This window comes from Flavobacterium ajazii, from assembly GCF_010614725.1.
Lineage (GTDB): Bacteria > Bacteroidota > Bacteroidia > Flavobacteriales > Flavobacteriaceae > Flavobacterium > Flavobacterium ajazii.
Window position 1 is genome coordinate 388,989 of sequence record NZ_JAAEHL010000004.1, and the last position, 25,822, is coordinate 414,810.

Consider the following 25,822-nt stretch of genomic DNA (forward strand, 5'->3'; position numbering starts at 1 on the left):
AATTTAACTTATGTTTTTTTCCGAAAGAAGAAATACAACCCGCTGGATTATCATTTTTATATCCTTTTTAATTATTTCTCTGATACTCTGGAATACCTATACTTTTTTTCAAATATTTAAAAATGAAGAACGACTGAAAATGAACCTTTGGGCCAGTGCTCAAAAAGCGTTGGTTAATGCTGATGAAAACACTGATCTGGACCTGCCTCTCGAAATCACAAACAACAACACTACAGTTCCGGTAATGCTGGTAATGTATGATAAGATTATCAGCACCAAAAATGTCCCTGAACATATAATGAATGACAAAAAAGAATCAATGGCTTTTTTGAACAATCTGAAAAGTGAAAATGACCCTATTATAATTGAATATGCACCCGGAAAATATCATCGGATATATTATGGGAATTCGGCTCTGCTAAACAAACTGAAATATTATCCAATTGCTTTATTACTGATTATTTTTTTGTTTGGTGCTTTGATTTACAATTTTTACAAGAGCACCAAAATGGCTACCCAAAACAAACTTTGGGCTGGAATGGCAAAAGAAACAGCACATCAGATCGGCACACCTCTTTCTTCCTTAATTGGCTGGATCGAAATATTAAAAACAGAAGATATTGATCAGACAATCACAACAGAAATCGAAAAAGATGTAGAGCGTCTACAGACAATTACAGACCGTTTTTCTAAAATTGGTTCTGTCCCTGTTTTGGAAGAACATGATATTGTTGCTGAAACCTTAAAAACATACGATTATTTGCAATCTCGTTTTTCTAAACAGGTAACTTTTAGTTATTCAGGTTCAAAAGAACCTGTTATAGCATTATTTAATCCAACGTTACACAGCTGGACCATTGAAAATCTAGTCAAAAATGCTATTGATGCCATGAGAGGAAAAGGAACTTTAGAGCTCCAAATAGAGCAGGATGCTCATCATGTAAAAATAAATGTGAAAGATTCCGGTACCGGGATTCCGAAAAACCAGTTCAAAACTATTTTTGAACCCGGTTTTACCACCAAAAAACGCGGCTGGGGTCTTGGACTTTCTTTAACCAAAAGAATTGTAGAAGAATATCACAGCGGTAGAATCAGAGTTTTGCATTCTGAAATAGGCAAAGGAACTACGTTTCAGCTCAAATTCAACAAAATTATTTGACCGTATTGGGCTTCCTGACAAATGGTTTATTAAACATTTCTTTTCTTGCCAGTTCTGGCTTAGCCAAATATGCATTTACAAATTGTACGTTTTCATCTGCATTTTCCAAAACATTAGAAATTGATTTTTTAAGATTTTCGATATTTTCTTTATTAGAACTGTTTTCCTCATTGTCAAACTCAGACAGAGCCTCATTGCACTGAGCTAATAGATCTCTGGGAGCCTGAATTTTTTTCTTAATTTCATCATCAGAAAGTTTTGGCTGAAATTTTCTGTTTTTATATCTAAGAAATTCATTTAACTGTTTAACAGCTTCATTACTATTAGTTACAATTTCATTAAATTTTCTTCCTTTCTCTTTTTGTTCTTCGTTTTTCCAGGCTGTTTTTGCATGTATAAAAGCCTGAGAAATATGCTGGTTTTTCAAACCTCCTTTTTCAATGCGCTGAGATACCTCAAAAAGTTGCTGAACCTTGGGTATACTTTCGTATCGGACTATTTCTTTTTCAAAATCAAACATTGGTTTCTGTTCACCTGAATAAACTCCCTCCATAAATTCCTGATTATTTATAGGATTGTTGAGAAATTGCCATAAATAATCAAATGGCATGTGCGACATAATCATTAATTCCGGGTCAATCTTAAACCAATTATTATTAATCTTTCTTATAAAAACCTGATTTACAAAATAACCTGAACCCCAGGTAGAATCAAATAAATACCATTTATTATCAATTCTAGCAGCATTCCAGGAATGGGGCAAATTGTCTATATTTATTCGGTTTGACTTTGTATAACCCGCTATCACAAAACATTTAATTCCCGCTTTTACAGCTAATACATTAAATATATTGGAGTAATCAAAACAAACCCCTTTTCGGGTGATAAATGTTCTCTCAATTCTATCGCTAAGACTTTCGTCAAACTTAACCTCAAACATGTTTTCAACATCATAACTAATTGTTTTAGCTGTCCAGTAAAAAACTGCCCTTATCTTTTCTGACTCTGTTGCAAAATTTTTATTTATATAACTCCCAATACTATCAATTGACTGGTTCAACTCTATGGGCATTTGATCCATTTTGGCATCAAGCAAGTCATAGTTTTTCTGATTATTTTTTTGTTTTTTTTGCGCCATTCCAAAAAACACACAAAAGCAACTAAGGAATAATAAAAATCTCATACGGTTATAAACAATATATTAATAGACAACGACAAATATAAGTGATTAAAATTTTAAATTATTAAGATTTTTACAACAAAAAAACACTCGTAAATTTAAAAAAAATGCAAATCCTATTTCAAAGCATAAAAAAATCGTTTAAGAAAATAAATTCTTAAACGATTTTTTATTTTAATTTTTAAATCTTAAAGATTTGCCTGAATATTTTTCGCCAAAGTTTCAAACTCATCTTTAGAAAGCGATACCTTATTAAGAAATCGCATTTCATCCATTTCATTTAACGGAATCAGATGTACGTGTGCATGAGGGACTTCTAAACCCACAACTGCTATCCCCACTCTTTTGCATGGAACAGTTTTCTCTAAAGCAATTGCAATCTTTTTAGAAAATTTCATTAAACCTAAATAAAGTTCATCATCTAGATCAAAAATTTTATCGGTTTCCTGTTTCGGAATGCAAAGTGTGTGTCCTTTGGCATTTGGATTTATGTCTAAAAAAGCTAAAAAATTGTCATCTTCAGCAATTTTATAGGCAGGAATATCTCCGTTTATTATTTTAGTAAATATTGAACTCATTGTTTATCTGTTTAACTGGTTAGATATTTAACCGATTTAACTACCAAAATTATTCTCTTGTAATTTCAAGGATTTCAAATTTCAAAACACCGTTTGGTACTGTAATTTCAGCTACTTCGCCAACAGATTTCCCAAGAAGACCTTTTCCGATAGGAGATGTTACCGAGATTTTTCCTGTTTTTAAATCTGCTTCACTTTCAGCAACAAGCGTATATTTCATTTCCATTCCGTTGCTTTGATTTTTGATTTTCACATTCGAAAGAACCAAAACTTTAGAAACATCCAATTGAGATTCATCAATTAATCTTGCATTTGCATAAACCTCTTCAAGTTTCGCAATTCTCATTTCTAATAAACCCTGCGCTTCTTTTGCAGCATCATATTCGGCGTTCTCTGACAAATCGCCTTTATCTCTTGCTTCTGCTATATCTTGAGATGCTTTCGGACGCATTACACTTTTTAAATGCTCCAACTCATCTTTTAATTTTTTTAAACCGTCTGCGGTGTAATAAGATACTTTACTCATAACTTCATCGTTTATATAAATACAAAAAATCCCATCGGGACGGGATTTTTCTTATTACAAATATAGTATTATTTTTAATAGTACATAATTATATGTTAATCATATAAAATTGAAATGCAAATAAATTATTTTTGTCTTACTAATTTCCCTTGAAACAATGAAAAAAATCTGGCTTTTAATCCTTTTCATTTCGGTACTTTTTTCGTGCAGCGATAATGAGATAAACAACAAAAACCCTTATATTCCCAATTATACTGTGAATTTTACCATAGATATGAATCTTCCGGCTTACTCTAATCTAAAATATGTCAGTAATGGAGTTATTATTTCTGGTTATGGCGCAAAAGGTGTCATTATTTTCAATGCCGGAAACGGTTATAATGCGTTTGATGCCGCATGCCCCAATCAGGCTTTAACTTCTTGTACTGCTATGACTATAGAGGGTATTAATGCAGTTTGTTCTTGTGATGATGCTGAATATAGCTTATTCTCAGGATTAGGAGGAAAAGAATATCCTCTGAAACAATACCGTGTTGAAGTAAGCGGGTCTGTCATTCACGTTTATAACTAAAAACAAACGCCTGAAAGTCTAAATTTTCAGGCGTTTGTTTTTTTGATATATTTTTAGAATTTCAATGTCAGTCCGGCTAAGAAATTAATTCCTGCCTGTGGATAATAATAAGGATAGATATCCCACATGTATCCGTTTGAAACATACTTTTTATCTAAAATATTATTTACCAAACCGGTAATCATAATTGATTTAAAAATAGATTTTGGTTTAATTTCAAAAGAAACATTCAAATCATTTACAAAATAATCAGCCAGTTTTGCAGATGGTAATTCAATATTATTCATATATTGTTCCCCTACATATTTCTGCAATAACGAAATATGCAAATCCTGAATCGGACTGTAAACAATTATATTTCCTGCAATAACAGAAGGCGAATAAGCAATATCTGTTGTACCATAGTTCTGATCTTCAACATCTAAATCAACATTTTTATTACTGCTTAAGGTAAAGTTTGGTCTAAGAATAAATTTATCTGAAAGTTTAATTGTTGCATCGGCTTCAAAACCTAAACGATAACTTTTATCTGTATTTGAACGAATTGGGTTTCCAACATCGTCTAACGTTCCCGTTAAAATCAATTGATCTTTATAACCCATATAATATAAGTTAGTAGTCAGTTGAAATTTCTCTGAATTGAATCTCCAGCCTAATTCAAAATCATTTAATTTTTCAGGTTTTACATTTCCTCCTTCATAATCAGTTCTGTTTGGCTCTCGATTCGCACGGGCATATGAAAAATAAAGTGTATTTTTTTGATCGATTTCAAAATTTAAACCCGCTTTTGGATTAAAGAAATTAAAAGTATCGTCTACCAGACCGGTTTCCCAACTATTGGCTTTATATCTTACATTTCGGTATTGCAGATCGCCATAAAAACTTAATTTATCAAATATTTGATAATTAGCTTTTGCAAAAATATTCCCATCAGTTTTTGTCGAAAAATCATCATAATAGTGATCGCCCAGTTCTGATTGTGATGCATATCTCGCCCAGATTACTTTTCCGAAATGATCACCCTCGTACTTATTCCAGCCTCCACCAAGCATGACATCCAGCTTTTCTTCTTTATATTTTACAGAAAAAGTCGTTCCGTAAAAGTCATTATCCAGCCATTTTTGACGTACCAAATCAGTTGTTGTTATCGCACCAACATCATTCAAACCATAATCGGCCATGTCGGCGTCTTCTTTGTAGTTTTCATAATAACCTTTTCCTTTTGTATAATGGAAAGCTAAATTAGTACTCCATTTATCAGAGAATGATTCACTCCAGTGCAGCTGATAATGGTCCTGATTGTAATTATCGGTTTCATTATCATAAAAACGATCATTTCCGGCTTCATCTGTATATGCTCCTGCAGAATTATATCTTCTGTCTTTATTTAAAGTTTCAGCATCGATTCCGTTCCAGGACTGATATGTTTTTTGAGTTCCCCCAAAAACCAATGCTTTAATCAAAGTCGTTCTGCCAACATACGTTCCCTGTAAAAAATACGATTTTAGGTCAGAACTTGCTCTGTCAACATAACCATCAGATTTAATTGTAGACAAACGTCCTGCAAGTTCAAAATGATCATTTAGTAAACCTGTACTGAATTTTACAGTATTTTTATTCGAATTGAAACTCCCATAAGAACTTGAAATTTCACCACTTGCTTTTGTGGCATAATTATCTGTCAACATATTCAAACTGGCACCAAAAGCACCAGAACCGTTGGTTGATGTTCCGACACCACGCTGTAACTGCAGACTTTCTACCGAAGAAGCAAAATCAGGCATATTTACCCAAAAAGTTCCCTGACTTTCTGCATCGTTATACGGAATTCCGTTTATAGTAACATTTACCCTTGTTGCATCGCTTCCACGTACACGTATTCCTGTGTATCCCATTCCGTTTCCTGCATCAGAAGTGGTTACTACTGATGGCAGATAGTTCATTAAAATTGGAATATCCTGACCTAAATTCCTGTATTTGATTTCTTTTTTATCCATATTACTAAAACTTACCGGTGTTTTTGTTGTAACACGAACTGCAGAAACCAATACGTTATCCAATTGATTAACTTTGGTTGAATCCTGTTCTTGCGAAAAAGAATATAGAGTAAAGAAAATAGAAAAAAGAGTGAAAAAAATAGACTTTTGGTTCCTCTTAGAACCTTTGTAACTTAGTACCTTAGTACCTTTGAAAATGGTTTTCATCCGTAAGAATTACGAATAAAAGGGGGAATTATTCTTTTGGTTAAATTAATAAATGTGTTTCCCGACAAAATATAGTTTACACTGAAATGTTTGTCGTTTTTCCCTTAGCAACATTACTCGCTCAGGTTCTTTGGGTATGATCTCAGCTCGTTATTTAGAGCACCCCTTTGAGACAGTGCAAAGGTAATGTTAAAATAATTAAAACTCCAAAAAAGAAATTCCAAATTCTAAAACAACATTTCTTGGTGCTTTGGAATTTGGACCCGAGTGATAGCGAACTTGCGAAGCAATTTAAAAAATTGAAATTTATTCTAAGTTGGGTTTCCTACGAGATTGTTTCAATTCAGAAATATTCTTCTTATCCTTGATTCTCTTTTTAATTACAGCTTTTGGAATTTTAGTTGCCTTTCGAACCTTCGGAATATACAATCCTTTTTTGATGATTTCCAAAAAACGTTTCGTAACGATTTCTTTGTTTTTAAGCTGACTTCGGTCTTCGTCGCAATTTAAGATTAGAATATTTTCAGAAGTTAATCTTGCTAATATATTTTCTTTTAAAAGCATTTTTTCATCGTCAGATAATCCCTGAGAAACATTCAAATCAAAAGTAAGCACAACTTTCGAAGACACTTTGTTTACATTTTGCCCTCCTGCCCCACTGCTTCGTATGGCTTTGAAATTTAATTCTGATATGATTTTTTCAACATCCATTATTGTGGCTGATGAGCCGGTTTTAATAAATCGTTTACTGTTTTTACCGGATTAAATGTTATTAACGGAACCGCAACAAAAATGGTAAGCCAATTTGACATTCCGCCATTCCATAATCCCGGTAATTCGTAGTTTTTCACAACTTTTCCTTCAGCACTTTTCTCTACGATAAATCCTGTATTATGATCTACGAATTCTGGCAGGTCGAATTTTTCTCCTTTATAATTTTTAGTCCCGCAAACCAAATCAACCGGATTAAAATGTGTCGAATCTTCTAAAATTGAGTTTTGCTTTTTGCTGGTTAAATCTACTTGTGAGCTTTCTACAATTTGCAATGAAATATCACCTTTATCGTTCCTAATCCAAAAAGGTCCTCCTCCGGCTTCTCCTTCATTTTTTACCATTCCACAAACACGGATTGGTCTATCGAGAAGTTCTTTTATTTTGCTTATTTTGTTTTCGAAAGTGTATTTATTAAAGTCACCTGTCATTTCTATATTAAGCTTTTGCATTAAAAACTTAACAATTTCCTCAACGTCCTGTTCTTTAATTTGCTCCTTTTCGATAGCATTTAGATAACCAAAAACTTTTTGCTGGGCTTCAATTAAAATTCCAGCTAATGCTTTTTTATATAAAGTAGTTTTATCAATATTATTCTGAATCACATTATCAATATTCTTTATAAAAATAATGTCAGCATCAATGTTATTTAAATTTTCAATTAAGGCTCCATGACCGCCAGGTCTGAAAATGAACGATCCTCTCTGGCTTCTGAAAACATTGTCTTTAATATCAACCGCAATCGAATCTGTTTGCTTGTTTTGGTATGAAAAACTAATATTTATCTGTGTTCCCGATTCAGATTCTACTTTTTCTTTTACCTCTGCTATCGCTTTTTCAAATAGCTTCTGATGTGCTTCTGAAACTGTAAAATGCAAATTCGAAGTTTTATTTGTAGCGGCATAGTGCACGCATTCATTCAAGTGTTCTTCTATTGGATTTGCAATATGCGTTTTATATTTATGAAAAGGCAAAACTGCTTTTGGTTTATTCGCAAAATCAAAATAATCTGAAGACAGTAAGAATTTTATAAAATAATAATTTTTATAGTCCCTGTGTAAAGCATCAAAATCCGGATAAACCTCTTTCAGCTTTTTATACACATCTTCAAAAAAAGGAAATTTATCCATTCCGACAATAAAAATAGATAAGTCATTGTCTTTTTTTCTGTTGATGTAAGCGTTAATAGTTTCTTTTTCAATATCATAACTATTAAAAAAAGCTATTAAAAATTTAAACATCCTTGTCGCTGCTCCAGAAGCGGGAATGAATTTACATATCTTAAAATTCTCTTTATTCTTATCAAAGAAATCGGCTTTTTCTTTAAAATCTTCATCTGAAAGGCTTAAAATCCCATTGTTAATGGTCGCCGGACTTATCAAATTACATTTTGAAATTCCTTTTTTAAAGATTTTAAGCTGTTTCAGTATATTTTCGAAAGGAATTCCGTGATTATAAATTTCAACAAAATCAGCCGATGAAAACCCTTTCTTTTTGGCAATTGTCAGATTATCAATAATCGCAATAGCTTTTGCCAAACGGCTTTCTTTATCACCGGAAATCGTAATAAACGGTTTTTTATTATCGATTAAAGTTTGTTTAAAGCCCGAAAAAACAGTCTCTCTTTTATTTGGACTGTCCCTAATATCATCTTTTTCCCATGGAACATCAATGTCTGTAAGGAAAAATAAATCGTATTCATGCAGTAAGGCAGCTTCATTTAAAAGTGGATTACAAACACCATAATACATTTCTGAAAAAGCCTTTGTTACCATTAAATTCGTATCGCAAAACAAATAATTTTGAGCATGATCCAGTTTTTCATTTTCTAATGCGACTTGTCCATACGCTATAGGCATCATGTCTTCTTCGGTACAAACCTGCTGTTTTTCTTCCCATTTTTGCTGCAGATAATCACGTGCAAACTCAGGAACCCAATCCGTTTCATAATAGTCTGCAAGCTGTTTTGCCAATGTGGTTTTCCCTGTACTTTCAGGTCCAAATAAGGCAATTTTTATGATGTTTGTTTTTTGCTGTCTAAGATTTTTCTCCATTCTATATAAGCTGAAATAGCTAAAATTGTAAAAATTAAATACTGAAGTGACAGCATTCCTAAACCACGATACGCATAAAGCGGTACAACAATAATATCACCTATAATCCAGAGTGTCCAGTTTTCGATTTTTTTCCTTGCCATGTACCACATTCCAGCAAAGAATATTCCTGATGAAATCATGTCAACATAATTATCAGGATTAATAGTATAATCGAAATATTTATAAATGCCGAAAACTACAAAAATAGTAACTATAAACAATAAAATTCCTATTATTTTTTCGTTTAAATTTGTTCTTGTAATCGGTAAATTATCTTCAACTGTTCCGCCTTTCGCCCAAACGTACCAGCCATAAATACTCATAACCGAAAAATAGCCATTGATAATCATATCTCCTATGTAACCAGCAATATACAAAAGATAAACTGAAATTACAGTAGCGATTAACCCTGTTGGATAAACCCAGATATTCTCTTTTTTAGCAAACCAGACGCTCAATATTCCGCACACAAAAACTAAGAATTCTAAAACGATATGCCATAAAGGAGCATTTTTATAACTTTCAAGAAAAAAATCAATCATTTTGGTTGTGCTTTTGGTTTATTTTAAAGTTCAAAAAAATGGCTGTCGTTTTCAAATGCCGTTCCAATTACTACTAAATCAGCTCCGGCTTTGTATGCTTTTTGAATTCCCTGTAAATCTGTAATTCCGCCTCCGACAATTATTGGAATTTCGATATTTTGTGCAATTAACTGAATCATTTCCAAAGGAACCGCATTCTTCGCACCGCTTCCGGCTTCTAAATACATTAATTTATTTCCTAACATTTCTCCCGCCTGAGCCGTAGCCAGAACCAAATCTAAATTTTCTCGATTTAACGGTTTTGTTTTGCTGACACGGGCAACGGCGGTTTCATTACCGCTTTCGATCAGAATATAACCTGTTGAAATCACTTCCAAATTGGTTTTTTTAAGGATTGGCGCAGCCTGAACCTGATATTCAATCAAATAATCCGGATTTCGCCCAGATAATAATGAAAGGAATAAAATTGCATCTGCCTGTGGTGAAATCTGCGATGGATCACCCGGAAATATAACAACGGGCAAGTTTGTTTTTTGTTTTAGCTGCGCAATTAATTCTTCTAAAATAGTAGCCTGAACGATACTTCCTCCCACAAAAATATGGGTAGCAGGAGACTGATTGATTTTTTGGATTAACCTGTCCAGATTTTCCAACACGATTTTATCCGGATCCAAAAGTATCGCCAGCAATTTCTGTCCTTTGCTTTTAGCCTCTAAAATCTGTTGGTGTATATTTAATGTTTTTTGCTGCATAACGGGCGTAAAAGTAAAAGTTTTTTAAAGCAGAAGAACTATTTTGAATAAATTATATTTGTATAACTGCTTTTAAAAACTGAAGAAGAAACGTATGATTACTCCTGAATTATTAGAAAAATATGGTGCCGTAAAGAAGTCATTCGACAAAAATGAAATTATTTTTGAGGAAGGGATTTTTCCTTCAAATTATTATCAGATTCTTTCAGGTGAAGTAAAAATGAGCAATTACAATGATGATGGGCGAGAGTTTATTCAGGGGATATTTTATAAAAATCAATCTTTTGGAGAACCACCTCTCTTTCTGAATCAAAAATATCCTGCCAATGCGATTGCAGTAGAAGACAGTGAAATTTTTCTTCTCCCAAAAGTAAACTTCATCAAAATGCTGGAAGAAAACCCAAAAATCAGCATTAAAATAATAGAAAACCTCGCACAGCGTCTTTATTATAAATCAGTAATGGCAGCAGAAATTTCGACTCAGGAACCAGAGCACAGGGTTTTGAAATTAATTGACCACGGAATCGCCTATTTTAATTTTCAAAAAGATAAAAATGGTTATCTCATCAATTTTACCAGACAGCAAATCGGAGATCTCACTGGTTTGCGTGTAGAAACCGTTATCAGAACCATAAAAGCGCTGGAGAAAAAAGGCGAATTGAAGATTATAAACCGAAAAGTATACCGATAAAAAAGTTCTTGTTTTATGATTTAAGTCATAAAATACAGCGGTGTTGTGCATGTACCTTTGTTGATATAAAAAACTCAATATCATGACACTATATCAAACAACATTCGACATTTTCAATAAAAATTACATGGGATCAGCTGCAATGGCTGTAATTGGCCAAAGCTGTTTAGGCGGTGCTGCTGCAATGTATGTTTTGGCTAACGGAACTTCAGTTCTACAAATGATTCAATTAGCTGTTATTGTTTTAGCTTGTATTTTTGTAAACACTTCTATTTTGGCTCAAATGAAACACAAAATTGTTTTTAACCTTTTAATTCTGAGTTCAATCTTAAGTGTATTATTTATTCTTTTAAATACCATTTTTCTGTGAAAAAACAAATAGAAAATAGAGCTGACATTTCACTCTTAGTACATCAGTTCTATGCTAAAATAAGAGCCGATAAAGAAATCGGCTTTTATTTTAACGAAATGATTTCTGATTGGGACACTCATCTCGAAAAGCTTACTGATTTTTGGGAGATGAATTTATTTGGCGTAAAAAAATACAACGGAAATCCAATTGCAGTTCATAATGAAGTTGACGCTCATTTTGATGGCAAAATTACTTCAAATGAATTCGGGATCTGGTTAAACCATTGGTTTCAAACCATTGATGAATATTTTGAAGGCGAAAATGCCGATACATTAAAAAGACGTGCCAGAAAAATGAGTACGTTTTTGTATATGAGTATGTTTGAAAATCGAAAAAAATAAAATAATTACACATAAAATAAAAATAACACAAATTATATAAAAACAGAAAGGCTGCCAGTTACGACAGCCTTTCTGTTTTTATAATAATAGAATCTTAAAGAAAATCTTTTTCAGTAACTCCCTCATTGATTTTGATATCAGACATTTTAATATCTAATTCAAAACCTGCGTTTTGGATTAAGTTAAAAGGAACTTTTACACCTTTTACTTCTTTATAATCATTAAAGTATGTTGTTTGTGTAGTTGATTGACCGCTTTGTTCTTTTACTTTGGTTTCGGCTACTTTTAAACCGGATTTTACATCATAAAAGTAAATTGTTTTGCCGTCTTTTATGGAGTAAGCATCATTACCGTTTATTTGCTCAATTCCATTTACCGTTAAATCAGTTCTTTTGCTTAGTTGTAATTCTTCAAAAGGAGCTGCATTGGCTTTCATTTCTGCTAAATCAGCACCTTCTAAATTTTTGCGTTGTCCTTGCTGTTCAATATAAGCGCCTTTTTCGTTTACAACCTGTTTCATCAAAGCCATGCTTCCCATAGAAAGTGAAACGATCATTTTTCCTTTCGAATCTAATTTTGAAACAAAAGTTAAAGGAGCAGGGGCTTGAGGAATTGTTGTGGTTCCATTCATAAATAATGTTTTTACGGATGAAACGGCTTTTTCTCCTCCAATTGCTTTAATGTAATTATCAAAAACAACTTTTGCTGTAACTCCCGCAGGTGCTTCTTTTTTAGTAACAGGTTTCGCAATTGTGTTCCCGTACTTGTCAAAATAAGAAATCGGAATTTCGAGTTTTTCTAAGCCAGGGAGCACTTCAGAGCCTTTTCCGACAATTACTATTCTCATGTTGTCGATTTGAAAATACTTGTTCGAAACACGATAAATATCGTCAATTGTAACATTATTAATGGTCTGAATGTATTTTTCGTAGAAATCAGCCGGAAGTTTTTCTGTTTCAATGTTTAAAGCATAACGCGCAACCGACTGAGGTTTTTCAACCTGCATTACAAAACGTCCAATATAGCCTGCTTTTACATTTTTCAGTACATCTTCAGAAACTTTTTCAGTTCTGATTCTTTTGATTTCTTTTATAAACTGAACTACTGCGCTGTCAGTAACCGCATTTCTAACAGCAGATGAAGCTTTGAATTTAGTTACATATTTTCCACTTCCGATATTTGAACTTGCGCCGTACGTCCATGCGTGCTTTTCACGTAAATTCATATTCAGGTAACTGTTGAAATCTCCTCCTAAAATTTGATTTGCAATTACAGCAGGGAAAAAATCAGGGTCGCTCATTTTTAAATTTACTGTATTTACCAATGCGATTTCAGACTGAACTGCATTTGGAACATCTACGAAATCAATTTCAAGTTTAGCAATATTTTCAGGATTTGGATAAGTGCTTTTTGGCGCAGCCTGTTTTTTCCATCCGCTGAAAAGTTTCTCTACAGCAGTTTTTGTTTCTTTAAATTTGATATCACCAACTATAACTAAATAAGCGTTTTCAGGAACAAAATAAGTATTGTAATTCGCTTTAACATCATCAAGAGTAACATTTTGAAGTGTTTGTTCAGAAACAAATTCGCCTGAAGGATGGTTTTTTCCGAAAGTTAAAACATCTACAATACGATTGGCAATAGCAGGAACGCTTTTTTCATCAGCTTTAAGGCCTTCCAGCATTTTTGCTTTTTCTTTGTCAAACTCGTCCTGTGTGAAATTGGGTTGTAAAGCACCTTCTGCCAAAAGTTCTAAAACACGCCCGGAATATTTAGAAAGAGCACTTGCAGAAGCTCCCTGAGAAGTAAAATTGATGTTTGCTCCGTAGAAGTCAATTTCTTCATTGAATGCTTCTTTTGTAGTTTTTTTGGTTCCGTTTCCAATTAAACTGCTGGTTAGTTCGTCGACACCTTTTTTGTTTCCTTCGGTAAAAGGAGCGTTGTCCAGCGTAAGATTAAAACTTACCCTTGGTAATTTATGGTTTTCAACTACCAAAACTTTCATACCGTTTGCTAAAACAAAAGTCTGTGGTTTTTTGATATTGACAACTGGTGATTTTCCTGGTTTTGGCTGTGGTCGGTCTTGTGCTTGCATAATTCCGGTAAGGAATAAAAGGATTAAAACTGTATGTATTTGTTTCATGATTCGATATTCTTAGTTTTGAACTTTTTTTGAAGGGACATAATCTAAAATTAAACGCTGATTAGGATTTAAATACTTTTTAGCGACTTCTCTGATTTCTTCTCTGGTAATAGAGTGGTAAATGTCGATTTCGGTATTAATAAGGTTTACGTCTCCGTAAAGCAAATAATAAGAGGCTAGATTTTCTGCAATTCCTTCAACGCTTGCATTTGCATTCACAAAATTATTATCGAATTTATTTTGTAATTTTTGATAGTCTTTCTCAGAAATTAAATCGGTTTGGATTTTTACAATTTCTTCGTCCATTTCTTTTAAAATGTCTGATGTAGTGTATTTGCCCATTGGCAGACCATATAAAATGTACATTCCGTAATCTTCCTGGCTAAAACCTACCGCACCAATTTGAAGGGCCATTTTTTTGTCATCCACTATTTTTTTATATAGTTTAGAACTTTTTCCGTCACTTAAATAAGAGGATATTAAGTCCAGAACCCTTGCATCTCTGGTTTTCATCGAAGGCGTTCTATAGGTTGCAACCACCATCGGAATCTGGATGTTAGGATCTTCGTAAGTTGCGGTTATGGTCTTTGTAATTGGTTCTTCCGTATAAGTTTGTTTTTTTAAAACTTCTCCTTTCGGAATTGGTCCAAAATATTTCTGAATCCATTCTTTAGCTTTGGTTTTGTCAAAATCTCCGGCAACGACTAAAACAGCATTGTTAGGAGTGTAGAATTTTTTGTTGAAAGCCTGAAATTCTTCCAGAGTGGCAGCGTCAAGATCTTTCATCGAACCAATAGTTGTCCATCGGTATGGGTGATTTTTGAACATGTATTTTTTGACCTCAGGCAAAATATTTCCGTAAGGCTGATTGTCATAACGCATTCTTTTTTCTTCCTTAACTACTTCATTCTGTGTTTCGACACCTATTTTGTTAATTATTGGATGCATTAATCTTTCTGATTCCATCCATAAGCCTAATTCTAAATTATTTGAAGGGAAAACTTCATAATAATAGGTTCTGTCGTCAGATGTATTGGCATTGTTTACCCCGCCATTTGCAGTAACGATTTTCATCCATTCGCCTCGTTTTATATTTTGGGTTCCTTCAAATAATAAATGTTCGAAGAAATGTGCAAAACCGGTACGATCAGGACGCTCATCTTTTGAACCTACGTGGTACATTACAGAAGTCACAACAACAGGTGCAGAAGGATCATTGTGCAAAATGACATGCATGCCGTTGTCTAAATTGTATTCTTCGAAAGCTACTTTTTGGGCATTAGCTACTCCGCCGAGCATTAGTGCAGCACTTAACATCATTATTGAGTTTTTCATAAAGATTAATAATTTTATAATTATCTAACTAAATTAGATATCCGAGGATTGATTATGTTACATCAAAAATAAGTTTTTTTAGTCATTATTTAAAAAAAGGGTAGCCGTTTTGGAAGATTTTTACTAATCTTCTACTTGGAAATGGTCTTTTAAAAGAGAATGAAAGCCTTGAAAAACAGGAATTAAAGCAGGAAAAATATTTTTGAAACAAGGGATTGCATACTAAAATTTTAATTGTATATTTGCATCCTTAAAAATCAATAAATCAATTTGGTATGTATGCAATCGTAGAGATAGCAGGGCAACAATTTAAAGTAAGCAAAGACTTAAAGGTTTATGTTCACCGTTTGGCTAATGAAGAAGGTTCAAAAGTTTCTTTTGACAAAGTTCTTTTATTAGACGATAACGGAAATGTAACTTTAGGCGCCCCAGCTATAGAAGGTGCTTCAGTAGAAGCTAAAGTGTTACAACACTTAAAAGGTGATAAAGTTATCGTTTTCAAAAAGAAAAGAAGAAAAGGGTACAAAAAGAGAAATGGTCACAGACAATATCTTACTCAAATTGTAATTGAAGGTATTACTGCAGCGGGAGGAACTAAAAAAGCAGCAGCTAAAAAAGCAGTTGTAGCAGAAGAAGCTCCGGCTACTGAGGCTGAAGCAGCTCCAAAAGCAAAAAAAGCAGCAGCTCCAAAAGCAAAAAAAGAAGCTAAAGAAGAATAATAACAATATTTAAACTCATACGTCATGGCTCACAAGAAAGGTGTCGGTAGTTCGAAGAATGGTAGAGAATCAGAATCAAAACGTCTAGGCGTTAAGATTTTTGGTGGACAGGCTGCTATTGCTGGGAACATCATCGTTAGACAAAGAGGTTCAAAACACAATCCAGGTGAAAACGTTTACATCAGTAAAGATCACACTTTACATGCTAAAGTTGATGGAGTTGTTAAGTTCCAAAAGAAAAGAGATAACAAATCTTATGTATCTATCCTTCCATTCGAAGCATAATCATTAGATAAATTATTATAGAAAACCCGATCTGAAAAGATCGGGTTTTTTGTTTTTAATAAAACAGCAAAGTTTGTTTTAAACCATGTAAGTAATATTTAAATAAGATGTGTCCGTTTTCTTCGATGTTTGTCATTTATGACAAACAACATACATGTCGATAAAGGATCACGCTTTGTAAAAGAAAAAACCTTTGTCTAAGTTTTAAACTTTGACAAAGGTTTTTTGATGATTGGAATTTGGAATTTCCAAAAAAATTGAATTTTGACATTGCAATTGTCATTGAATTTTACTCAGCATCTTGTGTTTCTTCCAGATCTTCAGTATTTCGGCCAACTTTTACTTTAGGGTTGTTCTGTGTTCCGGTAACAGTCAGCGGAATTCCAAATATTCCCAACGGAGGAAGTCCTAAACGCATTTTTAAATTCAGTTTTCCGTCCAGACTTGTAGTTCCTTCGATTCTTGGTCTGAATCCGGCAAATTTAAATTTAAAACGTTCAACAGTCATGATGTTGTTTTTGATTGTAGTTTTGATATCTACTCTGGAAACATCAGGGTTTTTCATGGATTCGGAATTTGTTTTTTTGCTTACAGCATTAAACATTTTTAATCCTCTTACTTTTACATCTTTCACAGAAAGTGTTCCGCCACCTGCTAAAGATGGATAAACTGGTTCCATATTCCCGTTTAAGCGTCCTTTTAGTTTGTAATCTAAAGAAACAATTCCCTGCGCTTTTTCGGCAGCGCTGGCCATTTTTCTAAACACTTCAATTTCATTATAAGCTCTTTTAATATCAAAATCTGAAGCTTTAATCGCATAATCAAAATTTGCTTTTTGAGGTGTTGTTGCCTGATAGTTACCATTCATGCTCACATTACACCCAATTAAATTAAATCCTGTATTTTTCATGGTCAATTTACCATTTTTCATGCTCAAATTTCCTTTTGCATTTTGCAGGTTAAGTTTATCAAAATATACTTTTTGTGCATTTGCCATTAGCTGCAGGTTCAGATTCGCCGGAATTATGATAACTCCGGTCTGGTGCGTTGTGCTCGGTTTTGTTTCTGATTGCGAAGCAGGATTTTTTGCTGGAGTTGTATTTGTTTCTGTACTGGACATGAATTCATCTACATTGATATATCGTGCAGAAACAGTAAAAGAACCTTTTAGAATTCCTGTATTAGTTGCGTAATTAAAAACATTTTGCAAATAACCATTCATTTTAAAATCTGATTGCCCGTAAGCAGCAAGAAAGTTATTAAATGACATTTTATCCTGGTTGATTTTAAAAATACCTTCTTTAATAATAAATTTTTTAGGAAGATATTCAGATGCAATTCCGATGTTTCTTAGTTCAAGTGTTCCTTTATTATTAAGTTTACTGTAATTGCCTTTTGTAGCATCGCTTTGTTTTCCTTTTAAGGTCAGGTCAGCTTTTATAAAACCATCCAGATCAAGTCCTTTTTGAGAGAAAACTTTATAGATTTTGTTAACATCAAGTTCGCCTTTGGCCTTTACATCATAATTTAAATCATCAAAATTGCTCAAATCAGCTGATACAAAAACAGGTTTTCCTTCAAAAGTAAATTGTGCAGGTTTTAGTTTTACTTTTAAATCGTCAAAAGTTCCTTTTTGATTGTTGATATTAGATTTTACAATAATATTCGTAATCGGGTTGGGATAATATTTAGTTTTTACATATCCATTATTTAAATCAATGAAACCTTTGGTAGTAGGGAAAAGTCTGTTTTTTTGATCAAATTTTCCGTTGGTTTTTACATCGCCCGTTAGAGTTCCTTTTAGTTCGATATCTGGAATTCCCAGAGCTTTAGTTAGTTTTCCAAGGTCAATTTTCGTTTTAAAATCACCATTGATTTCAGGAGTATTGACACCTTTTACGTAAAATTTAGATTTTAAATAATCCTGATTAATATTTAAAGACAAATTTTTCGCATCAACAATTACAAGATCCGGATTCAAAGAAGGAACTTTTGTTTTGATGTCTAAATTTAAGTTTGAAACTGGAAAAGCACTTTTATCATAGTTTACAAATCCATTATCTATTTTTACATCAAGATTCAGGTCTGGGGCTATGTTTTGTGCAGCAATGTAATCTCCTTTTAAAGTAAAAAGTAAATTAGTGTTTCCTTTTAATTCGGTTTTAGAAAGCCAGGTAATATATTTTGGCGGGAAAGCAGTAAAGACATCCTGTAAGTCACTATTGTCAGATTTTATAACAAAATCCATTTTGTAGCCATCTTTCAGGAAGTCAAATTTACCTTTAAAGTCAACTAAAAGCTGATTGATTTTTAGGTTGTTCTGTTCAAAGAAAAACGATAATGAATTTACATTTACTTTAGTAATTAAGTCTGCATCAACTTTTTTATTCATTAAATAAGGTTCGTCGTCATAAACAATATTTAGTTTTTCAATTTTAGCTTTTGAGTGTAAATCGAAAATAGCTTTATTCAAATCACCTTTTCCAAGATAATTAAAGCCAAGAGCATTAAAATGAACTTTTGTCGATTTATCGTCATAAATTATTTTACTGTTGATGATTTCAATTCGTTCTAATTTTAAGGCAGTTTCGGTGCTGTCTTTAGACTTTTCCTGATTTGATGAAGACTTATAGATATTGTAATTTGCCTCTCCGTTTGTGTTTACTTTTACGTTAATAAATGAATCAGATAAATAAATCTGATCAATTTTTACGGCTTTACTGAATATTAAACTAGCAACATTAATTCCAAAAGAAACTTCCTTTGCTGTAATAAACTTTTCCTTTGCATAGGGCGCAGAACCATTTAGATTTAAATCATTCAGTGTTAAAGTTAATGAAGGGAAATGATGGAAAAATGAAAGCGAAACATCAGAATAATTTAATTCTGCACTAAGTTTTTCATTTGCGGTTTTTTTAATCTGCTCCTTTATTTTATCAGCGAAAATAACAGGGGTCAAAAAAAGCAATCCTATAATAACTACGAAAGTTATTCCAAGATATTTTGCAGTTTTTAATAAAATGGATTTCGTTTTACTTTTGGACATGATATTTTTTTTTGATTAGGGAATATTTGAAAATATATTATTTTGATGCTTAACCGTGTACAGTTTCATTTTTGCCATAATTGGTAATAATTGAACCTTCGTATTCAATCCATTCCTTCCAGCGTTTGTCAATATCAATATTATCCTGATACTTTCTGGCGAAACCTAAAAAAGTAGTATAATGTCCGGCTTCAGAAATCATCAGGTCACGATAAAATTTTGCTAATTCCTGATCCTGGATGTTTTCAGAAAGGACTTTAAAGCGCTCACAGCTTCTGGCTTCAATCATAGCAGAAAATAATAAGCGGTCACAAAGAGCGTCTCTGCGGCTTCCGTCTTTTTTCATGAATTTGAAAAGTTCATTTACATAATGATCTTTTCTTTCGCGGCCTAAAGTAAGACCACGTTTTTTTATTACTTCGTGAACCATCTGAAAATGTTCTAATTCTTCTCTGGCAATTACAAGCATTTCGGTTACGAGTTCTTCTAATTCAGAATTATACGTTACGATGCTGATGGCGTTTGAAGCTGCTTTTTGTTCGCACCAGGCATGATCGGTCAAAATTTCTTCTATATTTGATTCAACTATATTTACCCAGCGAGGGTCTGTAGCTAATTTTAATCCTAACATAATTTTCGGAATTTAGATGTTGCAAAATTAGTGTTTTTTATAACCGAATATGAGGAAATGTCATGTAAATACGAGGAAAAGTCATTATTTTGCAGTAAGAAAGAATTAAAATGAATCACATGAAAAAGCTTTTGATTATTGGTTTTGTCTGGCCGGAACCCAACTCATCTGCAGCAGGGGGGAGAATGATGCAATTGATTTCTATTTTTGCAGCAAATGGATTCGAAATTACATTTGCAAGTCCTGCTTTAGACAGTGATTTTATGGTTGATTTGGAGGAGTTTGGAGTTATAAAAAAAAGTATTGAACTCAATTCTTCCAGTTTTGATGATTTTATTCTGGAACTTAATCCGGATGTGGTTTTGTTTGATCGGTTCATGACTGAAGAGCAATTTGGCTGGAGAGTATCTGAAAACTGTCCGAAAGCCATCAGATTATTAGATACAGAAGATTTACATTGCTTAAGGACTGCACGCCAAAAAGCATTCAGAGAAAACAGAACTTTTGAACTGTACGATTTGTTATCTGAGGAAGTGGCAAAGCGCGAAATTGCAAGTATTTTGAGATGTGATTTATCTTTAATGATTTCAGAATTTGAAATGGAGGTTTTAAATGACGTCTTCAAAATTGATCCAAAATTATTGTTTTACCTTCCTTTTTTAGTGGATGAAATGAAGGAAGACGACCTTTTGAAATTACCTTCTTTTGAAGATCGGCAACATTTTATTTTTATTGGAAATTTTCTTCATGAACCGAACTGGAATACAGTTTTATATTTAAAAGAAGCAATTTGGCCTTCAGTGAAGAAGCAATTTCCGGAGGCTGTTTTAGAAGTTTATGGAGCTTATCCTTCGCAAAAAGTTTTACAATTGCATCAGCCTAAAGATGGTTTTTATATCAAGGGAAGAGCCGAAGAAGCAAATGAGGTTGTGAAAAAAGCCAGAGTAGTTTTGGCGTCCATTCGTTTTGGTGCAGGTTTAAAAGGCAAATTATTAGAAGCGATGCAATGTGGAACTCCAAGTGTCACTACGGATATTGGAGCTGAGGCAATGCATGCCGGTTTACCCTGGAATGGCTTTATAGAAAATGATATTGAGAATTTTGCAAAACAGGCTGTTTTATTATTTCAGGATGAAAGTGTCTGGAAGCAATCGCAAAAAAATGGTATTGCAATTATTAATGAATGCTATCAAAAAAATAAATATTCAAATAAATTAATTGATGAAGTCAATACATTATTGATGGATTCTGAAAGTCATCGTCTGCATAATTTTATGGGAAGTCTGCTTCAGTATCATACCTTAAAAAGTACCAAATATATGGCAAAATGGATTGAAGCTAAGAATAAAAAGAATTAGTTTTTCAAGGTATTTCAAGTCATGAAATTTGCTTGAATTGACTTGAGATTTGTGTTTAGTATATTGATTTTTAAATATTTGTATTTTTCGTAACCAAGATTGTACAGGATAGTTTTTGATATAAATAGTAATAATTTACTGACCTTATTAACTATCAACCAAAATTAATTATGAAAAAAGAAATGTTTAAGAGGCAATTTTTTGTCTCAGTGTTATTCGTTGGTTTAAGTTTTTTTGCCGGCTGTACAGCCGATAGTGAAGAAACAAACGCTGAAGCTGAAGCTGCGGCGCAAAATGAAACTTATCAGGTTTCAACTGCAAAAGGAGGCAATTTATCTGGTGAAGTAACCGGTTCAACAGGTGCCTATGTTACTAAAGTAAATGGTGTAACCAAATACACAGGTTCTGATTATGTGGCTGCAATTCAGGCTGCGATTAACAATCTTACTTCTGGGAGGGATGTAAAAGAATGGGTAACTGTTCGTGTTTCTGGTGCATCAGGTTCAACTGGCGGTGCTCTGAAATATGTAAATATGGCTAGTTATACCGGTTTGGATTTTGTAAACAATACTTTTAATGCGAATAGTGGTGATGCTTTGGTTATTCCGATTTGGGCAGACAGAAAAACGAATGTCGAAGTAAAAAACCTGAAAGTTACCGGAAAGCCACGTTATGGTATTTGGTTTAAAGGCTGTACGGTAATGAATATCAGTAATATTACTATGAATATTGGAGTACCTCAGGCTGATTTAGGATTAGGAATCAGAGTTGATAATAGTACGGCAGCTACCAGTAATCTGACTATTAGCGGAACTATTAATATTACAGGCGGTGATAATTCTATCGAAACCTATGGTGTTGACGGATTTTCTATTGGAAACGTGACTTCCAGTAATAATGCCGCTTGTGGAGTATTATTGAATCAATCTAAAAATGGTACTGTGGGTACGGTTACAGGAACTAATAACAGTACTACCGGTTCAGTTACAGGTTATGCAACTTTTCGCTGCGCCAATAATAACGGACCAAATATCGTTTGTACTAAAGTGTATTCCCGAGGCAGCGGACGCGGTTTCTTTAGTGTTACAGGCAGCAATGGCTGTACTGTAAATACTGTAGATATTGCAAATACAGCCATTCAGGGCATATTATTGCAAGATGCGTCTAATACAAAAGTATTAGCCGGTACAGTTAGTAATGGTCATCCTAATGTTCAGCATGTAAATTCAACAAGCTGTAGTACTAAAGTAAATGGTCAGACCTATACTGCTACAAACGGTAGCTGGTAATTATTGTAATATAAAAACAAAGGCGATGTGAAAAATCACATCGCTTTTATTATAACCTTTTTATGAATGGATTAATGAGTCGATTTGTTTTTTTTGCACTTCTGTTGCTTTTTTACGGATGTAAAGATTCTTCCCGAGAACAGATTGTAGATTTTAAAAGGACTATTTTAGAACAGAAGAATGTTTTTACAGTCCCTAAAAAGTTGAAAGATAATTTTCTGCAAAAATTCCCGACACTTGAAATGATAAAAAAAGAAGATTATTCTAATTTATTTTGGGACTTTTATGACCGAAATATGATTCCAAGCGAATGTTATACGGATATTAATAACGACCAGATACTTGATTATGCTTTGTTAGTAAAGGATGGTGATAAATTAAAATTAGGAATCATTTTCTCTTCAGATAAAGATTATTCATATTGGATTTCTCCTTTTTCGATTGAAAATGTAAATTCTGGAGGAGTGAATTTTTGCGTGTCTGTAAAACCTGCGGGAAGAACAGATGTTGTAAAAAAAGCCCCGGAATCTCTCGTAATAAAGAAAAACGGATTTCTTTTGAGGAATTTGGAACAGGATTCCTTTATATTTTATGAAACCAATGGAGAAATAAAGACGTTTAAAATGCTTTAGAACAATTGACTTAATGAAACAACTTAATATTTATAAAATAGTTTTTTTTCTTTTTTTCATTTCTTTATTTTCTTGTAAAAATGCTGAAACGGCAGAAGATATAGACGGAAATGTATATCATACAATCAGGATTGGAAGGCAAACATGGATGGTAGAAAATCTTAAAGTTACTCGTTTTAATAATGGGGATTCAATTAAAAAGTTTGAAAGTAACAGCGATTGGAAACAGGCAAACCAGGCGGGTTATTCTTTCTATAATAATGATGTTACTATTGTAAAAGATTATGGTTTTTTATATAACTATAAATGTCTGCAAGATGCACGAGGAATTGCTCCGGAAGGTTGGAGGATTCCAACAGAAGAAGATTTAAGAGAACTGGAGTCATTTGTAAATTCCAATTCAATAGGAATTTTTTTAAAAGAAAAAGGGAATTCACATTGGTTGCCATCTAATGTAGTTGGAAATAATGCAACGGGTTTTAATGCATTGCCGGGTGGTTATCGCGATGAGGAAGGAAATTTTTACATGCTTAGATCTAACGGGTATTATTGGACTACGAATGGAAGTTTTGAATTCTACAATTGGAGCGACAGAATGTTTCAGGCTTTTGCAGATACAAGAAGGGACAGTGTTTTTAAGCGATACGGATTTTCAATCAAATGTATTAAAGAGGAATAATTTTATGGAAAGCCTGCTATTTATTCTGCTTTAAAAAACACAAAATAGACAGAAGACTAAAAATAAAATTAAACTTCCATTTTTCCAAAACCTACCGTTTCGCGATAAATTTGCGGAGAGATATCTGCATTGGTTTTAAAGAAACGGCTGAAATAATGTTCGTCGTCATAGCCTAATTCATAAGCGATTTCTTTTACAGTTTTATTAGTCATATAAAGTTCTCTTTTGGCTTCAATAATGATTCTTTCTGAAATCAAATCGGTCAGGGTTTTGTTGAAGTAGTTTTTAGACAATTTAGCCAATGCTTTAGAGGAAATATTAAGCATATCAGCATAATGTCCGGCCGAATGTTTGGTTTTAAAATTAAGTTCAATTGCATCCTTTAGATTTTGAAGAATAACAGGTTCCTTAGAATCGGGAACCGATTTCATTTCTTCTAATTGTTCTGTTTTTAATCGTGAAGCTGTGATTAAAAAGATTTTTAAGTACGAAATCAACAACTCATACTGCGCCAATTCCGCATTCTGAATTTCAGCTTTCATTTGATCAATCACCATTTTAAAAGTCTGTTCCGCTTGTTCGGTAACCTGAACATAAGGTGGCTGATAAATATTGTTGAACAAAACGCCATTGCAGGAAACCTCTTTTTGATGCATGTGAATGCAGTAAAAACCGGGGTGAAAATGAATTGCAATTCCTTCAATCGGCTTATTTACACAAAGCATAAATGGTTGATAAGGAGAAAAGGCGAGGAGGGAATTTTCCTCAAAATGATGTTCTGCAAAATCGGCTTTTACTTTCCCTTTTCCTTTGGTTACCCAAATTAAAGAGTAATAATTATTGCGCTGTAAATGGTCAAAATGGCTGTTGTCATCAAAGGGAAGAATTTTAAAAGCCAAATTCCCATTCTGTGGATTGATTAAAGTGAAAACATTTTGAGAGCTCATAATCGGTTTCATTTTTAGAAATATAAAGATAGTCATGAAAATAATTCACAACTATCTCTATAACTTGTTTTTTGTTGTCTGTATTAGTTTTGTAATTCCAAGTTAGAAACTTTTGGAAAGTCAATTTCTGTGTTTGCTACGTTGTTAAAGTAGTTTGTCAGTACATTCAAAGCAACATGAGCGATAGTTTCTGCAATTTCAGCATCAGAAACTCCTGTGTTTTTAGCTTTATTTACATCTTCATCGTTTGCTAAACCACCTTTACTGATTAATGTTTTGGCTAATTGCAAAATTGCTTCTGTTTTAGCGTCAGCAGCATTTCCTGTTCTTGCTGCGTGTAAAACTGCTGGATCTGCTTTTACCAATTTTTCTCCGATAAAAGTGTGAGCGGCTAAACAGTAATCACAAGAGTTGCTTTCTGAAACCGCCAATGCAATTAATTCACCTGTTTTTGCGCTTAATTTTCCGTGGCTCAAAGCGCCGCTTAAATTCAAATATCCTTCCAAAACTGCTGGAGAATTCCCCATTGTTCTCATCATGTTTGGTACAACGCCTAATTTTGCCTGAACTGCGTTGAATAAATCTTTAGTTTTTCCTGTAACTTCTTCTGGGTTTAATGCTGTTAATCGTGCCATTGTATTTAATTTTTAATGTTATTATTAGTTGTTGTCTTTTGACATTACAAAGTTGCAACGATTACAGATTTTAGAACATGGAGAATGTACGCTATGTGATGGACAATTTTCCCTGTTGTTTTTTTAGTGAAGAATTATCTAGGTATTTTGGTTTTCATAATAAAGTTTATCAGGAGCTAATCCCGCTATCCGTTACAATCTTTTGTGTCTCATTAAAGAAACGAGACACAAAAGGATTTTCACTTCTATCGGGGCTAGGGCATTCGGTTTCATAAGAATGTTTTTGTTTGTTTTGTCATT

Annotated in this window: 25 protein-coding genes; 11 read left to right on the forward strand and 14 right to left on the reverse strand. The window is 33.2% G+C overall.

The window, feature by feature from the left end:
• Positions 1-10 precede the first annotated feature (10 nt).
• Complete coding sequence (locus tag GWR14_RS09615) at positions 11-1,159, forward strand: sensor histidine kinase (RefSeq protein ID WP_163408814.1); 1,149 nt, start codon at positions 11-13, stop codon at positions 1,157-1,159.
• On the opposite strand, the gene GWR14_RS09620 is transcribed toward GWR14_RS09615, so the two are convergent.
• The 3 genes from GWR14_RS09620 to greA all read right to left on the reverse strand — a co-directional run bounded on the left by GWR14_RS09620 (position 1,152) and on the right by greA (position 3,443).
• On the reverse strand, positions 1,152-2,297 hold the full coding sequence (locus GWR14_RS09620) for a transglutaminase domain-containing protein (RefSeq protein ID WP_163408815.1): 1,146 nt from the start codon (positions 2,295-2,297) through the stop codon (positions 1,152-1,154). The genes GWR14_RS09615 and GWR14_RS09620 overlap by 8 nt on opposite strands.
• 230 nt (positions 2,298-2,527) lie before the next feature.
• A complete protein-coding gene (locus GWR14_RS09625; RefSeq protein ID WP_163408816.1) occupies positions 2,528-2,917 on the reverse strand; it encodes an HIT family protein in 390 nt (129 codons plus the stop codon).
• A gap of 49 nt (positions 2,918-2,966) precedes the next feature.
• Positions 2,967-3,443 carry a transcription elongation factor GreA gene (gene greA / locus GWR14_RS09630; protein ID WP_163408817.1) on the reverse strand — a complete coding sequence of 159 codons (477 nt, stop codon included), beginning with the start codon at positions 3,441-3,443 and terminating at the stop codon, positions 2,967-2,969.
• Between the two features lie 157 nt (positions 3,444-3,600).
• Here greA and GWR14_RS09635 point away from each other — a divergent pair, with 157 nt between their 5' ends.
• Positions 3,601-4,014 (forward strand): Rieske (2Fe-2S) protein, encoded by a 414-nt coding sequence (locus GWR14_RS09635; RefSeq protein WP_163408818.1) that lies wholly within the window; start codon positions 3,601-3,603, stop codon positions 4,012-4,014.
• A 53-nt stretch (positions 4,015-4,067) separates the two neighbouring features.
• On the opposite strand, the gene GWR14_RS09640 is transcribed toward GWR14_RS09635, so the two are convergent.
• From GWR14_RS09640 to GWR14_RS09660, 5 genes are all read right to left on the reverse strand, one after another.
• Positions 4,068-6,218, reverse strand: a complete 2,151-nt coding sequence (locus tag GWR14_RS09640; protein WP_163408819.1) for a TonB-dependent receptor — start codon at positions 6,216-6,218, stop codon at positions 4,068-4,070.
• Between the two features lie 306 nt (positions 6,219-6,524).
• Positions 6,525-6,929 (reverse strand): alternative ribosome rescue aminoacyl-tRNA hydrolase ArfB, encoded by a 405-nt coding sequence (arfB, locus tag GWR14_RS09645; RefSeq protein ID WP_163408820.1) that lies wholly within the window; start codon positions 6,927-6,929, stop codon positions 6,525-6,527.
• On the reverse strand, positions 6,929-9,043 hold the full coding sequence (locus GWR14_RS09650; RefSeq protein WP_163408821.1) for a DUF4301 family protein: 2,115 nt from the start codon (positions 9,041-9,043) through the stop codon (positions 6,929-6,931). The genes arfB and GWR14_RS09650 overlap by 1 nt, the downstream gene beginning before the upstream one ends.
• Complete coding sequence (gene pnuC, locus GWR14_RS09655; protein WP_163408822.1) at positions 9,004-9,627, reverse strand: nicotinamide riboside transporter PnuC; 624 nt, start codon at positions 9,625-9,627, stop codon at positions 9,004-9,006. Before pnuC ends, GWR14_RS09650 begins: the two co-directional genes overlap by 40 nt.
• Before the next feature lie 23 nt (positions 9,628-9,650).
• Entirely contained in the window at positions 9,651-10,379 is a 729-nt protein-coding gene (locus GWR14_RS09660) for a geranylgeranylglyceryl/heptaprenylglyceryl phosphate synthase (protein WP_163408823.1), read from the reverse strand.
• Between the two features lie 94 nt (positions 10,380-10,473).
• On the opposite strand from GWR14_RS09660, the gene GWR14_RS09665 reads away from it, so the two are divergent.
• From GWR14_RS09665 to GWR14_RS09675, 3 genes are all read left to right on the forward strand, one after another.
• On the forward strand, positions 10,474-11,070 hold the full coding sequence (locus GWR14_RS09665; protein ID WP_163408824.1) for a Crp/Fnr family transcriptional regulator: 597 nt from the start codon (positions 10,474-10,476) through the stop codon (positions 11,068-11,070).
• Between the two features lie 82 nt (positions 11,071-11,152).
• On the forward strand, positions 11,153-11,440 hold the full coding sequence (locus GWR14_RS09670) for a hypothetical protein (protein WP_163408825.1): 288 nt from the start codon (positions 11,153-11,155) through the stop codon (positions 11,438-11,440).
• Positions 11,437-11,823 carry a group III truncated hemoglobin gene (locus tag GWR14_RS09675; protein ID WP_163408826.1) on the forward strand — a complete coding sequence of 129 codons (387 nt, stop codon included), beginning with the start codon at positions 11,437-11,439 and terminating at the stop codon, positions 11,821-11,823. The genes GWR14_RS09670 and GWR14_RS09675 overlap by 4 nt, the downstream gene beginning before the upstream one ends.
• Positions 11,824-11,917: 94 nt before the next feature.
• Here GWR14_RS09675 and GWR14_RS09680 read toward each other — a convergent pair whose 3' ends face one another.
• Together GWR14_RS09680 and GWR14_RS09685 are read right to left on the reverse strand one after the other, a co-directional pair.
• Positions 11,918-13,966 carry an insulinase family protein gene (locus GWR14_RS09680; protein WP_187356528.1) on the reverse strand — a complete coding sequence of 683 codons (2,049 nt, stop codon included), beginning with the start codon at positions 13,964-13,966 and terminating at the stop codon, positions 11,918-11,920.
• Between the two features lie 12 nt (positions 13,967-13,978).
• Positions 13,979-15,301, reverse strand: a complete 1,323-nt coding sequence (locus GWR14_RS09685) for a M16 family metallopeptidase (protein WP_163408827.1) — start codon at positions 15,299-15,301, stop codon at positions 13,979-13,981.
• 275 nt (positions 15,302-15,576) lie between these two features.
• Here GWR14_RS09685 and rplU point away from each other — a divergent pair, with 275 nt between their 5' ends.
• Both rplU and rpmA read left to right on the forward strand, forming a co-directional pair.
• Positions 15,577-16,020, forward strand: a complete 444-nt coding sequence (gene rplU / locus GWR14_RS09690) for a 50S ribosomal protein L21 (RefSeq protein WP_078227187.1) — start codon at positions 15,577-15,579, stop codon at positions 16,018-16,020.
• Positions 16,021-16,044: 24 nt separating this feature from the next.
• On the forward strand, positions 16,045-16,305 hold the full coding sequence (gene rpmA / locus GWR14_RS09695) for a 50S ribosomal protein L27 (RefSeq protein ID WP_025539465.1): 261 nt from the start codon (positions 16,045-16,047) through the stop codon (positions 16,303-16,305).
• 289 nt (positions 16,306-16,594) lie between these two features.
• Here rpmA and GWR14_RS09700 read toward each other — a convergent pair whose 3' ends face one another.
• Complete coding sequence (locus GWR14_RS09700; RefSeq protein ID WP_163408828.1) at positions 16,595-19,351, reverse strand: AsmA family protein; 2,757 nt, start codon at positions 19,349-19,351, stop codon at positions 16,595-16,597.
• 49 nt (positions 19,352-19,400) lie between these two features.
• Entirely contained in the window at positions 19,401-19,982 is a 582-nt protein-coding gene (gene miaE, locus GWR14_RS09705) for a tRNA-(ms[2]io[6]A)-hydroxylase (protein WP_163408829.1), read from the reverse strand.
• A gap of 110 nt (positions 19,983-20,092) precedes the next feature.
• Between miaE and GWR14_RS09710 the strand changes: the two genes are divergently transcribed.
• The 4 genes from GWR14_RS09710 to GWR14_RS09725 all read left to right on the forward strand — a co-directional run bounded on the left by GWR14_RS09710 (position 20,093) and on the right by GWR14_RS09725 (position 23,940).
• On the forward strand, positions 20,093-21,340 hold the full coding sequence (locus GWR14_RS09710) for a glycosyltransferase family 4 protein (RefSeq protein WP_163408830.1): 1,248 nt from the start codon (positions 20,093-20,095) through the stop codon (positions 21,338-21,340).
• 170 nt (positions 21,341-21,510) lie between these two features.
• Positions 21,511-22,629 carry a hypothetical protein gene (locus GWR14_RS09715; RefSeq protein WP_163408831.1) on the forward strand — a complete coding sequence of 373 codons (1,119 nt, stop codon included), beginning with the start codon at positions 21,511-21,513 and terminating at the stop codon, positions 22,627-22,629.
• A 74-nt stretch (positions 22,630-22,703) separates the two neighbouring features.
• The gene (locus GWR14_RS09720; RefSeq protein WP_163408832.1) at positions 22,704-23,261 is read left to right on the forward strand and encodes a hypothetical protein; all 558 of its coding nucleotides are present in this window, start codon (positions 22,704-22,706) and stop codon (positions 23,259-23,261) included.
• Positions 23,262-23,274: 13 nt separating this feature from the next.
• The gene (locus tag GWR14_RS09725; RefSeq protein WP_163408833.1) at positions 23,275-23,940 is read left to right on the forward strand and encodes a fibrobacter succinogenes major paralogous domain-containing protein; all 666 of its coding nucleotides are present in this window, start codon (positions 23,275-23,277) and stop codon (positions 23,938-23,940) included.
• 68 nt (positions 23,941-24,008) lie between these two features.
• Here the strand turns inward: GWR14_RS09725 and GWR14_RS09730 are convergent, their stop codons facing one another.
• On the reverse strand, positions 24,009-24,899 hold the full coding sequence (locus tag GWR14_RS09730; protein WP_246236310.1) for a helix-turn-helix domain-containing protein: 891 nt from the start codon (positions 24,897-24,899) through the stop codon (positions 24,009-24,011).
• Positions 24,900-24,970: 71 nt separating this feature from the next.
• Positions 24,971-25,522 carry a carboxymuconolactone decarboxylase family protein gene (locus GWR14_RS09735; protein WP_163408834.1) on the reverse strand — a complete coding sequence of 184 codons (552 nt, stop codon included), beginning with the start codon at positions 25,520-25,522 and terminating at the stop codon, positions 24,971-24,973.
• Positions 25,523-25,822 lie beyond the last annotated feature (300 nt).

Coding starts and splice junctions, on each gene's coding strand:
- GWR14_RS09720 (WP_163408832.1), top strand. CDS start 22,704: ATGAGTCGATTTGTTTTTTTTGCACTTCTGTTGCTTTTTTACGGATGT.
- pnuC (WP_163408822.1), bottom strand. CDS start 9,627: ATGATTGATTTTTTTCTTGAAAGTTATAAAAATGCTCCTTTATGGCAT.
- rpmA (WP_025539465.1), top strand. CDS start 16,045: ATGGCTCACAAGAAAGGTGTCGGTAGTTCGAAGAATGGTAGAGAATCA.
- GWR14_RS09700 (WP_163408828.1), bottom strand. CDS start 19,351: ATGTCCAAAAGTAAAACGAAATCCATTTTATTAAAAACTGCAAAATAT.
- GWR14_RS09670 (WP_163408825.1), top strand. CDS start 11,153: ATGACACTATATCAAACAACATTCGACATTTTCAATAAAAATTACATG.
- greA (WP_163408817.1), bottom strand. CDS start 3,443: ATGAGTAAAGTATCTTATTACACCGCAGACGGTTTAAAAAAATTAAAA.
- GWR14_RS09660 (WP_163408823.1), bottom strand. CDS start 10,379: ATGCAGCAAAAAACATTAAATATACACCAACAGATTTTAGAGGCTAAA.
- GWR14_RS09735 (WP_163408834.1), bottom strand. CDS start 25,522: ATGGCACGATTAACAGCATTAAACCCAGAAGAAGTTACAGGAAAAACT.
- miaE (WP_163408829.1), bottom strand. CDS start 19,982: ATGTTAGGATTAAAATTAGCTACAGACCCTCGCTGGGTAAATATAGTT.
- GWR14_RS09715 (WP_163408831.1), top strand. CDS start 21,511: ATGAAAAAAGAAATGTTTAAGAGGCAATTTTTTGTCTCAGTGTTATTC.
- rplU (WP_078227187.1), top strand. CDS start 15,577: ATGTATGCAATCGTAGAGATAGCAGGGCAACAATTTAAAGTAAGCAAA.
- GWR14_RS09635 (WP_163408818.1), top strand. CDS start 3,601: ATGAAAAAAATCTGGCTTTTAATCCTTTTCATTTCGGTACTTTTTTCG.
- arfB (WP_163408820.1), bottom strand. CDS start 6,929: ATGGATGTTGAAAAAATCATATCAGAATTAAATTTCAAAGCCATACGA.
- GWR14_RS09615 (WP_163408814.1), top strand. CDS start 11: ATGTTTTTTTCCGAAAGAAGAAATACAACCCGCTGGATTATCATTTTT.
- GWR14_RS09725 (WP_163408833.1), top strand. CDS start 23,275: ATGAAACAACTTAATATTTATAAAATAGTTTTTTTTCTTTTTTTCATT.
- GWR14_RS09730 (WP_246236310.1), bottom strand. CDS start 24,899: ATGAAACCGATTATGAGCTCTCAAAATGTTTTCACTTTAATCAATCCA.
- GWR14_RS09640 (WP_163408819.1), bottom strand. CDS start 6,218: ATGAAAACCATTTTCAAAGGTACTAAGGTACTAAGTTACAAAGGTTCT.
- GWR14_RS09680 (WP_187356528.1), bottom strand. CDS start 13,966: ATGAAACAAATACATACAGTTTTAATCCTTTTATTCCTTACCGGAATT.
- GWR14_RS09650 (WP_163408821.1), bottom strand. CDS start 9,043: ATGGAGAAAAATCTTAGACAGCAAAAAACAAACATCATAAAAATTGCC.
- GWR14_RS09665 (WP_163408824.1), top strand. CDS start 10,474: ATGATTACTCCTGAATTATTAGAAAAATATGGTGCCGTAAAGAAGTCA.
- GWR14_RS09620 (WP_163408815.1), bottom strand. CDS start 2,297: ATGGCGCAAAAAAAACAAAAAAATAATCAGAAAAACTATGACTTGCTT.
- GWR14_RS09685 (WP_163408827.1), bottom strand. CDS start 15,301: ATGAAAAACTCAATAATGATGTTAAGTGCTGCACTAATGCTCGGCGGA.
- GWR14_RS09710 (WP_163408830.1), top strand. CDS start 20,093: ATGAATCACATGAAAAAGCTTTTGATTATTGGTTTTGTCTGGCCGGAA.
- GWR14_RS09625 (WP_163408816.1), bottom strand. CDS start 2,917: ATGAGTTCAATATTTACTAAAATAATAAACGGAGATATTCCTGCCTAT.